Annotated in this window: 16 protein-coding genes; 7 read left to right on the top strand and 9 right to left on the bottom strand. The window is 60.7% G+C overall.

Annotated elements, in window-relative coordinates:
* The first annotated feature begins 71 nt into the window (after positions 1-71).
* Together yejK and LQ215_RS07895 are read left to right on the top strand one after the other, a co-directional pair.
* Positions 72-1,076 carry a nucleoid-associated protein YejK gene (gene yejK / locus LQ215_RS07900; RefSeq protein WP_030139623.1) on the top strand — a complete coding sequence of 335 codons (1,005 nt, stop codon included), beginning with the start codon at positions 72-74 and terminating at the stop codon, positions 1,074-1,076.
* Positions 1,076-1,432, top strand: a complete 357-nt coding sequence (locus tag LQ215_RS07895; protein WP_230148613.1) for a glutaredoxin family protein — start codon at positions 1,076-1,078, stop codon at positions 1,430-1,432. Before yejK ends, LQ215_RS07895 begins: the two co-directional genes overlap by 1 nt.
* Before the next feature lie 159 nt (positions 1,433-1,591).
* Here the strand turns inward: LQ215_RS07895 and LQ215_RS07890 are convergent, their stop codons facing one another.
* The 5 genes from LQ215_RS07890 to LQ215_RS07870 all read right to left on the bottom strand — a co-directional run bounded on the left by LQ215_RS07890 (position 1,592) and on the right by LQ215_RS07870 (position 5,505).
* Positions 1,592-2,527: a glutathione S-transferase family protein gene (locus LQ215_RS07890; RefSeq protein WP_230148610.1), complete on the bottom strand. Its 936-nt coding sequence runs from the start codon at positions 2,525-2,527 to the stop codon at positions 1,592-1,594.
* Positions 2,528-2,606: 79 nt separating this feature from the next.
* Positions 2,607-2,930 (bottom strand): GIY-YIG nuclease family protein, encoded by a 324-nt coding sequence (locus tag LQ215_RS07885; protein WP_436839561.1) that lies wholly within the window; start codon positions 2,928-2,930, stop codon positions 2,607-2,609.
* Between the two features lie 39 nt (positions 2,931-2,969).
* Positions 2,970-3,440 carry a nuclear transport factor 2 family protein gene (locus tag LQ215_RS07880; protein ID WP_230148608.1) on the bottom strand — a complete coding sequence of 157 codons (471 nt, stop codon included), beginning with the start codon at positions 3,438-3,440 and terminating at the stop codon, positions 2,970-2,972.
* 87 nt (positions 3,441-3,527) lie between these two features.
* On the bottom strand, positions 3,528-4,856 hold the full coding sequence (locus LQ215_RS07875) for a CynX/NimT family MFS transporter (RefSeq protein ID WP_436839560.1): 1,329 nt from the start codon (positions 4,854-4,856) through the stop codon (positions 3,528-3,530).
* Positions 4,846-5,505 carry a FadR/GntR family transcriptional regulator gene (locus LQ215_RS07870; protein ID WP_230148604.1) on the bottom strand — a complete coding sequence of 220 codons (660 nt, stop codon included), beginning with the start codon at positions 5,503-5,505 and terminating at the stop codon, positions 4,846-4,848. Before LQ215_RS07870 ends, LQ215_RS07875 begins: the two co-directional genes overlap by 11 nt.
* Before the next feature lie 166 nt (positions 5,506-5,671).
* Between LQ215_RS07870 and LQ215_RS07865 the strand changes: the two genes are divergently transcribed.
* Together LQ215_RS07865 and LQ215_RS07860 are read left to right on the top strand one after the other, a co-directional pair.
* Positions 5,672-5,983: a type II toxin-antitoxin system MqsR family toxin gene (locus tag LQ215_RS07865; RefSeq protein ID WP_003205297.1), complete on the top strand. Its 312-nt coding sequence runs from the start codon at positions 5,672-5,674 to the stop codon at positions 5,981-5,983.
* Entirely contained in the window at positions 5,980-6,468 is a 489-nt protein-coding gene (locus LQ215_RS07860; RefSeq protein WP_230148602.1) for a type II toxin-antitoxin system MqsA family antitoxin, read from the top strand. The genes LQ215_RS07865 and LQ215_RS07860 overlap by 4 nt, the downstream gene beginning before the upstream one ends.
* A gap of 67 nt (positions 6,469-6,535) precedes the next feature.
* Here LQ215_RS07860 and LQ215_RS07855 read toward each other — a convergent pair whose 3' ends face one another.
* From LQ215_RS07855 to LQ215_RS07840, 4 genes are all read right to left on the bottom strand, one after another.
* The gene (locus tag LQ215_RS07855) at positions 6,536-7,300 is read right to left on the bottom strand and encodes an amino acid ABC transporter ATP-binding protein (protein ID WP_003205299.1); all 765 of its coding nucleotides are present in this window, start codon (positions 7,298-7,300) and stop codon (positions 6,536-6,538) included.
* A 10-nt stretch (positions 7,301-7,310) separates the two neighbouring features.
* On the bottom strand, positions 7,311-8,408 hold the full coding sequence (locus LQ215_RS07850) for an amino acid ABC transporter permease (RefSeq protein ID WP_230148600.1): 1,098 nt from the start codon (positions 8,406-8,408) through the stop codon (positions 7,311-7,313).
* A 10-nt stretch (positions 8,409-8,418) separates the two neighbouring features.
* Positions 8,419-9,600 carry an amino acid ABC transporter permease gene (locus tag LQ215_RS07845; RefSeq protein ID WP_230148599.1) on the bottom strand — a complete coding sequence of 394 codons (1,182 nt, stop codon included), beginning with the start codon at positions 9,598-9,600 and terminating at the stop codon, positions 8,419-8,421.
* Positions 9,601-9,665: 65 nt separating this feature from the next.
* On the bottom strand, positions 9,666-10,697 hold the full coding sequence (locus tag LQ215_RS07840; protein ID WP_003205302.1) for an amino acid ABC transporter substrate-binding protein: 1,032 nt from the start codon (positions 10,695-10,697) through the stop codon (positions 9,666-9,668).
* Positions 10,698-11,170: 473 nt separating this feature from the next.
* Here LQ215_RS07840 and LQ215_RS07835 point away from each other — a divergent pair, with 473 nt between their 5' ends.
* The 3 genes from LQ215_RS07835 (at position 11,171) to LQ215_RS07825 (ending at position 14,501) form a co-directional block, all read left to right on the top strand.
* A complete protein-coding gene (locus LQ215_RS07835; RefSeq protein WP_230148597.1) occupies positions 11,171-11,827 on the top strand; it encodes an alpha/beta hydrolase in 657 nt (218 codons plus the stop codon).
* Between the two features lie 98 nt (positions 11,828-11,925).
* Positions 11,926-13,389 carry an ATP-dependent RNA helicase RhlB gene (gene rhlB, locus LQ215_RS07830; protein WP_230148595.1) on the top strand — a complete coding sequence of 488 codons (1,464 nt, stop codon included), beginning with the start codon at positions 11,926-11,928 and terminating at the stop codon, positions 13,387-13,389.
* Between the two features lie 164 nt (positions 13,390-13,553).
* Complete coding sequence (locus tag LQ215_RS07825) at positions 13,554-14,501, top strand: ornithine cyclodeaminase family protein (RefSeq protein WP_230148593.1); 948 nt, start codon at positions 13,554-13,556, stop codon at positions 14,499-14,501.
* Positions 14,502-14,566 lie beyond the last annotated feature (65 nt).

The raw sequence follows: 14,566 nt of genomic DNA, 5'->3' as shown, positions 1-14,566 counted from the left end.
CCAGTGTTTGCGGTACACTGGGCCCTTTTTCGGGGAGCGCGCCCTCCTCTCTTTCATCAGCCGAGAAATCCATGCCGATCCGTCATTGCATCGTCCACCTGATCGACAAAAAACCCGACGGCACCCCTGCTGTGCTCCATGCCCGCGACTCCGAACTGGCAGAGTCCACGGCCATCGAGAACATGCTCGCCGACCTCAACGAGAGCTATAACGCCAAGCAAGGCAAGGCCTGGGGTTTTTTCCATGCCGAGTCCGGGGCGCATCCGTTCAGCGGCTGGCTGAAGGAGTACCTGGACGGCGGCAAGGATTTCACCGCTTTCAGTCGCGTGGCGGTGGAACACCTGCAAAAGCTGATGGAAGAGTCCAACCTGTCGGTGGGCGGCCACGTGCTGTTCGCCCATTACCAACAAGGCATGACCGACTACCTGGCCATCGCCCTGCTGCACCACAGCGAAGGCGTGGCGGTGACCGATGAGCTGGACGTGACCCCGTCCCGCCACCTTGATCTGGGCCAGCTGCACCTGGCGGCGCGGATCAACGTGTCGGAATGGCAGAACAATAAGCAATCGAAGCAGTACATCTCGTTCATCAAGGGCAAGAACGGCAAGAAGGTCTCGGAATACTTCCGTGACTTCATCGGCTGCCAGGAAGGCGTCGACGGTCCCGGCGAGACCCGCACCCTGCTCAAGGCCTTCAGTGACTTCGTCGAAAGCGAAGACCTGCCGGAAGACGACGCCCGGGAGAAAACCAAGACCCTGGTCGATTACGCCAGCAGCCAGGCCAAGCTCGGCGAGCCGATGGGGCTGGAAGAACTGTCCGAACTGATCGACGAAGAGCGTCCGAAAGCCTTCTATGACCACATCCGCAACAAGGACTACGGGTTGTCGCCGGAAATCCCGGCGGACAAACGCACCCTCAACCAGTTCCGCCGCTTCACCGGCCGCGCCGAAGGCTTGTCCATCAGCTTCGAAGCGCACTTGCTGGGCTCCAAGATCGAGTATGACGAGGAAGCTGGCACGCTGATCATCAAGGGGTTGCCTACTTCGTTGACTGATCAGCTCAAGCGTCGTAATTGATGTTTGGTGGGGTGCTGAAGAAATTCCTGCTGATTCTGCTGGTGGTGGTGGCCTATCAGAACTGGGGCAAGATCGAGCGGGTGTTCAACCCGTCACAGATGGTTTCGGAGCAGGTTCGCAGCAACGCCCGCGTCGTCCTGTATGCCACCGACTGGTGCGGCTACTGCAAGGCCACCCGGCGGTTCCTGGATGAGAAAGGCGTGCCGTTTCGCGAGTTCGATATCGAGAAGGACACCGAAGCGCGCAAGACCTATGAGGCGCTGGGTGGCCGGGGGATTCCGATCCTGGATGTGAACGGCACGTTGATTCGTGGGTATGAGCCGGAGAATATTCTCAGGGCATTGTCCGCGATATAGGTTGCCTGCCAAGGATGGTGCTGGATCTGACGGCCTAATCGCGAGCAGGCTCTCTCCCACATTGATTGCGGCGGACATGAATCCGATGATCACCGCAGATCCAGTGTGGGAGCGAGCCTGCTCGCGATAGCGGTCGACCAGTCACCTCCTTGGGGAAGGTCAGACCGCCTCGATCCGGAAGCCAAACCGCGGAAAGTGCACATGCACCACGCCGCCCCGTTCGTCTTCGCGACGCAGAATCAGTTCCTCGCTGCCAGCAAACAACAACTCCCCGACCACCGGATCGACGCCATAGTCAGTCGCGGCGATGCTCACCTGTTGCCCCACGGTAAATCCGTTCGGCTCGTCGAATACCTCATCCGGCAACGCTGCCGGCGTTGCGTTGCGGGCAACCTCCAAGGCCTCTTCGGCACTCATCTGGCTCGAGGCACCATGGCCGAAACCCAACACCCGCGCCAGCCAGGCCGAGACAGCCGGATACGCGTCTACCAGCGGCGAGGTGACCGGTGTGCCCTTGAGGAACCACAGCGGATGGGCCATGGCGAAGTCGGCAATTGACGGATCACCCAACAGGAAATCGCCCTCCTCGCGCTGCAACTGTTGCTCCAGACGCGCCATGATCGTCGGCCATTGGTGCTTGGCCTGCTCGGCGGCCAGGCGCGTGGTCGTGCCGCCACTGAATAGCCCGGCGCGGTCGCTGACGAACGCCTTGATCGCTTCGGGCGATAGCTTGGCGAACCGCACCGCCACCGACTCCGGCTGGAACACCAGGCTCACGGCATGCTGGAACACCACCGAATCGGCCCACGCCGCGAAAGACGCGGCGATCATCTCGCGGCCTTCGGGGAACAGCGCCGGCGAGGCTTTCTCCTGCTCCAGGCGGCGGGCCATCAGCGACGTATCGCAATAGATATCCGCGCCGATCTGCAATACCGGGGTCTTGCGATAGCCTCCCGTCAGCGCCGTCAGGTCAGGCTTGGGCATCATCGGCGGGATGTTCACCGAACGCCAGGACAGCCCCTTGAAGCCCAGCAGCAGCCGGGCTTTTTCCGCGAAAGGAGACGTTGGGTAATGATGAAGGATCAGCTCTGACATGAGATTGCCCATTGCAGGAATGAAGTCCTACAGCTTAACGCGCCTGGCCGGGCCAGCCTACCGGCCTGATAAAGGCCTATCAGCCCGGCTGATGTAGCGACAGCGCACTGGCCACCAGGCATTCCTTGGCGCTTTTCTTGAGCTTTTTGATCAATCGCTCCTGGCGCAGGGCCTCGCCCTTGTCGCGACAGGCCTCGGTGTACACCAGGGCCACGGCCGGGCTGGACAGGAAGAAGCGCGCGCCCTTGCCGCTTTGATGCTTGGCGAAACGCCGCACCGGGTCATCACTGATACCGCAATACAGCGAGCCATTGGCGGCCCGCACCAAGTAGACGAACCAGTGTTTGTCCGCTTCGGCGGGGCCTTGTGCAGGCAGGTCGGGAGAGAGGTCGGCGATCGTCACAAGATATTCAACAGGTGCACAGAACAAGCCGCGATCTTATCAGCGACTGGCCTGGAACGCCCGCAGCCCCTTGAGCGCCTGGGCCCTGACGGCGTTGCGCACCAGCGGTGTCCAACCCAGCAGCAACCCTTTGGTGCCCAACGCCTGGCGGGACCAGCGCCACAGATCGAAGCTGTCGTGGTGCTCGCAGATCTTGCCATCGCGAAACACGAAGCGCGCCTGAATGTCGTTGATCACGACGTTGCCGGTCTGGCTGAACAGGTAGATCGCCACCCAATGTGCACCACCGGTACGCTCATCGCTGCGCACGTTATCGAAGGTCAGGGAAAAGTCCTTGGCCCGGGTCGTCAGCATGCGCCACATGTCGCCGGCATCGCGCCCGCGCAGCTCGCCGAACGCCGGGTCGCTGAACAGCACGTCGTCGGTGTAGCACGCGCTCATGGCGTCGGCGTCCAGGCGTTGGAAGGCCTGATAAAAACGGCTGATCAAGGCGTTGTGGGCATCACTCATGGACCGGCTCCGAAAAACGTTTCAGTAGGCCTGCACGATAATCTGCCGAAGCGGGGAAGACTATCGTCATTCGCCATGAAAATGATATCAACGAAGACCGGTGACCCTTTCGCTGCTGACCCCGACGTACAACGCCCGGCCTGCGCCGATGCCCGCGATGATCGCCCCCAGGCCAACCAGGCCGAAGATCCAGCCCAGGGCATTCCAGCCGCCGGTCAAGTCGTGGACCACGCCCACCGCGAATGGCCCCGCCGACGCCAGCGTATAGCCGAAGCCCTGGGCCATGCTGGACAGGTTGGCGGCCACGTGGGCGTCCCGCGAACGCAACACGATCAGCGTGAGCGCCAGGCTGAATGATCCGCCCTGCCCCAGGCCCAGGAGGATCGCCCAGCCCCACAAGCCATCGAGCGGCGCGTAGAGGCAACCGAACAAGCCACCCAGGACCATGAGCATGACGATCACGATGGCCAGGCGCTGGTCCTTGCCGCGTGTTGCCAACCAGGGCGCCGCGAGGGAACTGATCAACTGCACGATGACCGAACCGGACAGCACGAGCCCGGCCTGGGTCGGCGTCAGGCCACGTCCGATGAGGATCGACGGCAACCAGCCAAAGACGATGTAGGCCAGGGACGATTGCAGCCCCATGTACAAGGTCACTTGCCAGGCCAGGGGATCACGCAGCAAGCCGCGGACCCGGTACGCCACCTGATGGGCGCCGTGTTTCTCGCCCACTTGCGGTAACCAGAACACCGCGGCCAGCAGCGCCGGGACCACCCAGAACCCCAGGCCCAAGGCCCAGCTGTGGCCAAGCTGCTCGCTCAGCGGCACGGTCGCCCCGGCCGCCATCGCCGCGCCCAGGCACAAGGCCATGGTGTAGACACCGGTCATGGTGCCGGCCTGCTTGGCGAAGTCGCGCTTGACGATGCCCGGCAACAGCACGCCGATCACACCGATACTTGCGCCAGCCAGGATGCTGCCGACAAACAGCCCGATCTGACCGAAGGCGCTGCGCAAGACAATCCCGCCCGCCAGCGTCAACAAGATCCCCAGCACCACGCGCTCGGCACCGAAGCGCCGCGCCAGCACCGGTGCCAGCGGCGCGAACAGGCCCAGGCAAAGCACAGGCAATGTGGTCAGCAAACCGGCTTGGGCAGCCGACAGGCCGAGGCTTCTTGACACTTCGCTGAGCAACGGCGCCATGCTCGACAACGCCGGACGCAGGTTCAGCGCCACCAGGATCAACCCGAGCAGCAACAGCCAGGGGCGACGCACCCACGGATGGCGCTGCTGGGCCTGCTCATCGTCGGCCTCGGCGTCGATCAACAGTTCTTCAAGCTCGGCGGCGCGTTTGGGCGCCGTCGAAGTGGCAGGGTCAAGCAGATCGCGGGACATGGAAAACTCGGGTTCAAGGTTCATTGATCAACTGCCGGCACAGGGCCTTGGCCTGCTCCGGGTCTTGGCGTTCGACGGCTTCGAGGATTTCGACGTGCAGGTCGAACACATGTTGATGGCGCGGGGTGATGTTGAGGCTCTGGCGCAACTGTGCGCCGATGACGCTGGAAAAGTAGCGATAGAGTTCACTGAGCGCCGGGTTGTGCGCGGCGTCCACCAGCAGGCGGTGGAACACCAGGTCGCAGGCGATGTAGTGCTCCAGGTCGCCGTGATAGTGCTCGCCGCTGTCTTGCAGCGCCCGGCGCAAGGCAAGCAGATCCTCATCGGTGCGCCGCAGCGCCGCCAGGCCGATGGCCTCCACCTCCAGGATATGCCGGGTTTCCCGGGCCTGTTCCAGCGAACAGCGGGACAACACCTTGAGCGTATCCAGCGGATCAACCACCGCCCGCACATAGCTGCCGTCACCCTGGCGGATCTCGATCAACCCGGAAAACGCCAGCACGCGCATGGCTTCACGCACGGTGTTGCGGCTGATACCCAGCTCCGCCACCAGCTCCGGCTCGGTGGGCAAGCGCTGGCCGACGGCCCACACACCATCGCTTATACGTCGGCGCAATTGCTCCAAGGCCTGATCGACCAGGGAGCGCTTTATTAACGGAGAAATATCTGACATGGAGTCCGCCCTTTCATCCAATCATAGGATGAATTTTCTGACATGTTAGTCAGCTTCATCCCCGCGAACAAGCGCCTAGGGTTTAAGGGCAGCAAAAGAGCGAGATTTTCGATTGGTCAAAATTACCCTTTGAGGGTAATTTTAGAGATAAGGCAAATGACTTCTTATGGAAAAGAGCACGCCCCATTACGAGCTGGCAGAGGTCAAGGCCGAGGTTCGCAGGTTGGGAAGCAAGGCGTTCACGATGAGCGCGCGGGAAGGCGGACGGAGGATGACGTTAAGTCTTGCCCAGATGCTGCGAATCGTTCACCTGCTGGAGTACAGGATGCTGCACAAATCGATGACCACCTATGCCGATCACCGAATCTGGCAAGACGTCTATCACACAACATTTCAGGATCGGGAGATCTACATCAAAGTGACTTACCGCCCCGGCGGTGGGCATCCGGTGATCTCCTTCAAAGAGAAAAACCAATGAAAACACAGCAATGTGTCAGCTGCGGCACAGATGAGGCGATGCATCACTTCAAGAATCGCAGCTTCTCAGTCGACTACAAGCGGGTAGCCCGACCGGTGCACGACATCGCCGGATGGGAATGCCAGGTCTGTGGTGAAATAGAATTCGATCACGATACCGACAGCGCCGAGCGCTATTCCAAGGCCAGCGACCAGTTGCTCGAAGACTGCCTTCAAGCCATGGGCGCAGAGATCAAGCGCATCCGTCGCAAACTGCATCTCACTCAGAAAGAAGCCGTGAAGTTATTGTCCGGCGGTGGGCACAACGCCTTTTCCCGCTATGAGCGAGGCGAGATCCCCCCACCTCAACCGCTGTTCATGCTGATGCGCCTGCTGGATCGTCATCCACACCTGATGGCCGAGATCCAGGTCCTGGACGAAGGCACCGACCTGCGCCAGTTGTTGCTTGACCGCCACCCCGAGCGCGAAACCGTGCTCAGCTCCTGAGGCGAAGAAAACGCAGGCAAAAATAAACCCGGACAAGTCCGGGCTTATTTCACTGCCTAAGGCCGGATCAATGCAGGATCTGGCTCAGGAACAACTTGGTGCGGTCGTTCTGCGGGTTGTCGAAGAAGTCGTTCGGCGCGGCCTGTTCGACGATTTCACCCTTGTCCATGAAGATCACGCGGTTGGCCACGGTGCGGGCGAAGCCCATTTCGTGGGTCACGCAGAGCATGGTCATGCCGTCTTCGGCCAGGCCGATCATGGTGTCCAGTACTTCTTTCACCATTTCCGGGTCGAGGGCCGAGGTCGGCTCGTCGAACAGCATGATTTTCGGCTTCATGCACAGGGCACGAGCGATGGCCACGCGCTGTTGCTGACCGCCGGAGAGCTGCCCCGGGTACTTGTTCGCCTGCTCTGGAATGCGCACGCGCTCCAGGTAATGCATGGCGATTTCCTCGGCCTTGCGCTTGGGCATCTTGCGTACCCACATCGGCGCCAGGGTGCAGTTCTGCAGGATGGTCAGGTGCGGGAACAGGTTGAAGTGCTGGAACACCATGCCGACTTCTCGGCGGATCGCTTCGATCTGCTTGAGGTCGTTGGTCAGTTCCACGCCGTCGACCACAATGCGACCCTGCTGGTGCTCTTCCAGGCGGTTGAGGCAGCGGATGGTGGTGGACTTACCGGAACCGGAAGGGCCACACAGCACGATACGCTCGCCCTGCTTGACGTTCAGGTTGATGTCTTTCAACACATGGAACTGGCCGTACCATTTGTTCACGCCCTGCATCTGAATAATGCCTTCAGGGCTCACAGGCTGTTTGATCGCTTCACTCATGAGTCAACTCCTAACGCTTGTGGCCAGTGTCCAGCTTGCGTTCCAAATGCATGGAATAGCGGGACATACCAAAACAGAAAATCCAGAACACCAGGGCGGCGAACACATAGCCTTCGGTGGCCATGCCCAGCCATTTCGGGTCGGCGGCAGCTTGTTTCACGCTGTTGAGCAGGTCGAACAGGCCGATGATGATCACCAGGCTCGTGTCCTTGAACAACGCAATGAAGGTATTGACGATACCCGGGATCACCATCTTCAAGGCTTGCGGCAGAATCACCAGGCCCATGCTGCGCCAGTAACCCAGGCCCATCGCAGCGGCCGCTTCGTATTGCCCCTTGGGAATGGCTTGCAGGCCACCACGCACCACTTCGGCAATGTAGGCCGACTGGAACAGGATCACCCCGATCAGCGCCCGCAGCAGCTTGTCGAAGTTCATGCCTTCAGGCAGGAACAGCGGCAGCATTACCGAGGACATGAACAGCACAGTGATCAAAGGCACGCCGCGCCAGAACTCGATGAACGTCACGCAGACCACGCGAATCGCCGGCATGTTCGAACGTCGGCCCAGCGCCAGGACGATACCCAGCGGCAAGGCGCCGACAATACCGACGGTAGCGATCACCAGGGTCAGCATCAGACCGCCCCATTGGCTGGTCGCCACGGCGTCCAGGCCGAACACGCCGCCGTGCAGCAGGCACCAGGCGATGATCGGGTACAGCACCAGGAAGCTCAGGCCGTAGATCGCCTTGCGCGGGAAGCGCGAGATGAATAACGGCGCCACACCGATCACTGCCAGCCATACGGTCAGGTCGACGCGCCAGCGCAGATCCGTCGGGTAATAGCCGTACATGAACTGACCGAAACGCTGCTGGATGAACACCCAGCAGGCGCCTTCCTTGGTGCAGTCGGCGCGAGTGGTACCGACCCAGTTGGCATCGAGGATCGCCCATTGCAACAGCGGTGGAACGATCAGGTAGATCAGGTAGAACGCAAACAGGGTCAGCAGCGTGTTGATCCAGCTGGAGAACATGTTGGCGCGCATCCACGCCACCACGCCGATGCTGCTGCCCGGCGGGGGCATGTCTGGTTTGAAAGTATGAGTCGTCATGCGCGTTTCCTCACCGCTCGATCAGCGCAATGCGCTTGTTGTACCAGTTCATCAGCAACGAGATGCTGATACTGATCGCCAGGTACACACTCATGGTGATCGCAATCACCTCGATGGCCTGGCCCGTCTGGTTCAACACTGTGCCGGCAAACAGCGAAACCATTTCCGGATAGCCGATACCGGCCGCCAGGGACGAGTTTTTCGCCAGGTTCAGGTATTGGCTGGTCAACGGCGGAATGATCACACGCAGGGCCTGCGGGATGATCACTTTACGCAGGGTCGGACCGTTGCGCAGTCCCAGGGAACGGGCGGCTTCGGTCTGGCCGTGGCTGACCGACTTGATGCCCGAGCGTACGATCTCGGCGATGAACGCCGCGGTGTACACGGTCAAGGCCAGGGTCAAGGCCAGCAGTTCCGGGATCAGCACCCAGCCACCGACGAAGTTGAAGCCCTTGAGCTCTGGCATCTCCCAATGCACCGGCGCACCAAAAAGCAGCGCGCACAACCCCGGGATCACCAGGAACAACGCCAGGCCGACCCAGAATTTATGAAACGGCTCGCCAGTCGCTTCGAAACGCTTGTTGGCCCAACGCGTCATCAGCACGATGGCGACGATCGCCAGCGCAACACTGATTACGAACGGCCAGAACCCTTCGGCCACCAGCGCGGCAGGCATGTTCAGGCCCCGGCTGCTGACGAAGAAGGTGTCGCCGAAGTTATGGGCGGCCCGCGGTCCCGGCATGCTCAGGAATACCGCGAAGTACCAGAACAGGATTTGCAACAGTGGCGGGATATTACGAAAAACCTCCACATAAACGGTTGCCAGCTTGGAAATGATCCAGTTCTGCGACAGCCGTGCCACGCCGATGATGAACCCCAGAATGGTTGCCAGGATCACACCGATGAACGTGACCAGCAGGGTATTGAGCAACCCGATGACAAAGACCCGGGCATAGCTGTCCGCTTCGGTGTAGTCGATCAGGTGTTGGGCGATGCCGAAACCGGCACTGCGTTCCAGGAAGCCGAAACCGGAGGTGATGCCCCGATGCTGGAGGTTGGTCTGCGTGTTATCGAACAGAAACCAGCCCAGCGAAATAACCGCCACGACAGTGACGATCTGAAATACCCACGCACGCACTCGTGGATCGCTGAGGCTGAGCCTCTGCTTAGGTGCGCCGATTGAATTTTGCATGAAGTGCCCCGCAAAGAATGGAACAGAACATCACCCGGTGGTTGGCCCACCGGGTGATAGAACCATCAGCGCACTGGTGGTGCGTATTGAATGCCGCCGGCGTTCCACAGAGCGTTCAGGCCGCGGTCGATTTCCAGCGGAGTGCCCTTGCCGAGGTTGCGCTCGAACATTTCACCGTAGTTGCCGACCTGCTTGACGATCTGCACAACCCAGTCTTTCGGCAGTTTCAGGTCTTTGCCGTATTCACCGTCTGCGCCCAGCATACGAGCGACATCAGGGTTCTTGGTGGACTTGGCTTCGGCCTCGACGTTCTTCGAGGTCACGCCAGCTTCTTCAGCGTTGAGCAAGGCGTAGCCAGTCCAACGGACAATGGCCAGCCACTCGTCGTCGCCGTTACGCACGACTGGGCCCAGGGGCTCCTTGGAAATGGTTTCCGGCAGAACCACGTAGTCCTTCGGCGAAGCCAGCTTGCTGCGCTGGGCGAACAGCTGGGACTTGTCCGAGGTCAGCACGTCGCAACGACCGGATTCCAGCGACTTGGCGCTTTCATCGGAGGTGTCGAAAGTGATCGGGGTGTACTTCAGGCCGTTGGCACGGAAGTAGTCGGAAACGTTCAGCTCGGTGGTGGTACCGGCCTGGATGCAGATAGTTGCACCGTCCAGTTCCTTGGCGCTCTTGACGCCCAGCTTGTTGTTGGCCAGGAAGCCGATGCCGTCGTAGTAGGTGATGAAGCCTGGGAATTTCAAGCCCATGCCCGCGTCACGGGAGCTGGTCATGGTGGAGTTGCGCGAGAGCATGTCGATTTCGCCCGATTGCAGCGCGGTGAAGCGCTCCTTGGCGTTCAACTGGCTGAACTTGACCTTGGTCGCGTCGCCAAATACTGCAGCGGCCACGGCGCGGCAGAAGTCAGCGTCGATACCGACGATCTTGCCGGTCGAATCAGGCACCGAGAAACCCGGCAGGCCATCACTCACACCACATTGCACAAAACCTTTCTTCTGCACGGCATCCAGAGTTGCACCCGCCTGAGCGAACCCGCTGACGCCAAGTACTGCTGCTGCGGTCATGACGGCCAGGGTGGATTTCAGTAACTTCATTCAAACCTCCAGTTTTGCTCTTGTTGTGTCGGAGCTCGAGTCCTGTCGCACCCTTTTGGGGCATTGCCGACCCTTGTTGGCTTTTTTTAGGGTCAACCGACGTCTGGACCTTCGCTATGAGTCTAATAATGAGGATGTCCGTAAACAGTGGTCATGCCCATCTCTCACCAATCGGCCGAACGGGCTGTAGCCCTTCACGTTCGCGAAGCCCGTAGCGGCTGCTGGCGAACATTCATCACCGGATTTCTGATATCCCATGCGTAGCGGTGAACTGATAGTGTTACCGCACAGCGTAAGAATCATCACTCAGGTACACCCGTAGCAAAGCCCGTACCAGACCGCTGCGCTTAGCCCTTGTAAAACTCGTCAAGACAAAAACTTTCAACTTTGCGACATCTAATTAACTAAGACACCGGGCACGCACTGAAATCACGCACTGACTGGGCGCGCCCGCACAGATTTGGAGCACAGCCATGACCGACCCCCTGATTCTCGAGCCCAGCAGCACTGCCGACGCGTGCGTTATCTGGCTTCACGGCCTGGGCGCCGATCGCTTTGATTTCCTGCCAGTAGCCGAAATGTTGCAGCAAAGTTTGCTCACTACACGTTTCGTTCTACCCCAGGCACCGACCCAGCCAGTAACGATCAACGGCGGCTATGCCATGCCCAGTTGGTACGACATCCGGGCCTTGAGTCCGGCGCGGGCCATTGACGAACAGCAGCTCGAAGCCTCGTCACAACGGGTCATCGACCTGATCGAAACCCAGCGAGCCGTCGGAATAGACGCCTCGCGGATTTTCCTGGCGGGTTTCTCCCAGGGCGGCGCGGTGGTCTATCACACGGCATTCGTGAAATGGCAGGGCCCGCTGGGCGGTGTAGTCGCGCTGTCTACTTATGCACCGACTTTCAGCGATGAGCTGCAATTGTCGGCCAGCCAGCAACGCATTCCGGTCCTGGCGCTGCACGGGCAATACGACGAAGTGGTACTCAACCCCATGGGTCGGACCGCGAAAGAGTATTTGAAGCAGCATGGTGTCACCGTGACATGGCAAGAATACCCAATGGGCCACGAAGTGTTACCCGAGGAGATTCGCGACATCGGCACCTGGCTGGCCGAGCGCTTGCGCTAAGAGACTGATCGCCACGCCGGTCCTTTGACGATCACACTACGCCGCGCCCGTTTCTTGCATTACACTGGCCGGCGTACATTCCTTAACCAATCGATGAGATGACCGTGCTCAAAGCACTCAAGAAGATGTTCGGTAAAAGCGAGGCCGAGCAACTCGCGCCTGGCTCCACTGCGCCGACCCACGGCCCGAGCCGTACCGATGCGCAACAACCGCGCCGGGCGGCCCCCGTTGCACAGGCGAAACAAGAACCCGTCGCCCAGCCTGTTGCGGCATCCGAGCCCGAGACACCCCGCAACGAAGCCCCCCGGCCGCGCCGTGAACGCGCACCGAAACCGCCGGTCGTCGCCTGGAAACTCGAGGACTTCGCCGTAGAACCCCAGGAAGGCAAGACCCGCTTCCACGATTTCAAGCTCGCCCCGGAACTGATGCATGCCATCCAGGACCTGGGTTTTCCGTATTGCACGCCGATCCAGGCGCAAGTGCTCGGTTACACCCTCGCCGGCAAAGACGCCATCGGTCGCGCCCAGACCGGCACCGGCAAGACCGCCGCATTCCTGATTTCCATCATCACCCAGTTGCTCCAGACCCCGCCACCCAAGGAACGCTACATGGGCGAACCGCGGGCGCTGATCATCGCGCCGACCCGCGAGCTGGTGGTGCAGATCGCCAAGGACGCCGCCGACCTGACCAAGTACACCGGCCTGAACGTCATGACGTTCGTGGGCGGCATGGATTTCGACAAGCAGCTCAAGCACCTCGAAGCCCGCCATTGCGACATCCTGGTCGCCACGCCGGGCCGCCTGCTGGACTTCAACCAGCGCGGCGACGTGCACCTGGACATGGTCGAAGTGATGGTGCTGGACGAAGCCGACCGCATGCTCGACATGGGCTTCATCCCGCAAGTGCGCCAGATCATTCGCCAGACTCCACCGAAAAGCGAACGCCAGACCCTGCTGTTCTCCGCCACCTTCACTGAAGACGTGATGAACCTGGCGAAGCAGTGGACCACCGACCCCGCCATCGTCGAGATCGAAGCCGAGAACGTCGCCAGCGAAAACGTCGAGCAACACATCTACGCAGTCGCCGGTGCCGACAAGTACAAGCTGCTCTACAACCTGGTCAACGACAACGGTTGGGAACGGGTGATGGTGTTCGCCAACCGCAAGGACGAAGTACGGCGTATCGAAGAACGCCTGGTGCGCGATGGCGTCAACGCGGCCCAGCTCTCGGGCGACGTGCCGCAACACAAGCGCATCAAGACCCTCGAAGGTTTCCGCGAGGGCAAGATCCGCGTGCTGGTGGCCACCGACGTGGCCGGTCGCGGCATCCACATCGACGGCATCAGCCACGTGATCAACTTCACGTTGCCGGAAGTGCCGGATGATTACGTGCACCGCATTGGCCGTACCGGTCGTGCCGGGGCCGCGGGGGTTTCGATCAGCTTCGCCGGTGAAGATGACTCCTACCAGTTGCCGTCGATCGAGGCGTTGCTGGGGAAAAAGATCAATTGCGAAACTCCGCCGACGCATCTGTTGCGACCGGTCGAGCGTAAGCGCCCTTAGCATCGAGACGGACGCAAAGCGTCCATTGAGGCATCCCCACGCAGAGCGTGGGAATGATCAGCGCAGCCAAGACAGGCTGCGCTTTTTTTTGCCTGGGGATATTGCTCGATTAAACTAAAAGTCCATAATGGACAAATTAGTTTACGCAAGCATCCGGAGTCCCCATGTCCAGCACGCCCCATGTGATGACCCAAGCCCAGGCCCGAGAACTGCTCGGGCAAATCGACGTGCCGCAAATCTTGCGCAAGCTGTTCCGTGATCTCGCCGCCGGACAAGCGGTGCAGCCGCCCCAGCAACGGGTGGTGTTTCCCCAGGGCGCCGGGGATTTCATCAACTACCTGGGTGTGCTGGCTGAAGACCAGGTCTACGGGGTCAAGACCTCGCCCTACATCGTGCGCGAGCAAGGTCCGCTGGTAACCGCCTGGACCTTGTTGATGTCGATGCAGACCGGCCAGCCGCTGCTACTGTGCGATGCCGCCGAGTTGACCACCGCTCGCACCGCTGCCACCACGGCTGTTGCCGTCGATGCCCTCGCCCCGCACACCGCCCGGCGCCTGGCGGTCATCGGCAGCGGTGCGGTGGCGCGGGCACACGTGCAATACGTCAAGGGCCTGCGGGACTGGCAAGCGATCAGCCTCTACTCGCCGGGCCTGAAGACCAAGTCGGCACAAGCACTTGCCTCCATCACCGACCTGGACCCGCGCCTGCGCATCGCCGACAGCCTTGAAGCGGCACTGCACGATGCCGATGTGGTGATGCTCTGCACCTCCTCCGCCAAAGCAGTGCTCGATCCGCAGACCTTGGGCAAACCGGCGCTGATCACCTCCATCAGCACCAACGCCCCACGCGCCCACGAAGTCCCCCCTCAAAGCCTCAACGACATGGACGTGTTCTGCGACTATCGTCAGACCACCCCAGGCTCGGCCGGTGAAATGCTGATCGCCGGCGAACAGCATGGCTGGCAGGCGTCGAGGATCGTCGGCGATTTGCCTGAGTTGCTCAGCGAACGGGTGGCGCGTCCAAGCTATGAACGCCACGTGTTCTTCCGCTCCATCGGCCTGGGGCTGGAGGATGTTGCGCTGGCGAATGCGCTGTATCGACTTCACAACTGACACCCTATTCCCCCTTGTGGGAGCGAGCTTGCTCGCGATGGCGGTGGATCAGTCACCTTCAATAT

This window comes from Pseudomonas brassicacearum, assembly GCF_918698105.1.
GTDB lineage: Bacteria > Pseudomonadota > Gammaproteobacteria > Pseudomonadales > Pseudomonadaceae > Aquipseudomonas > Aquipseudomonas brassicacearum_F.
Note: the sequence above shows the minus strand (reverse complement) of the source record. Positions and strands in the feature narration are given on the sequence as shown.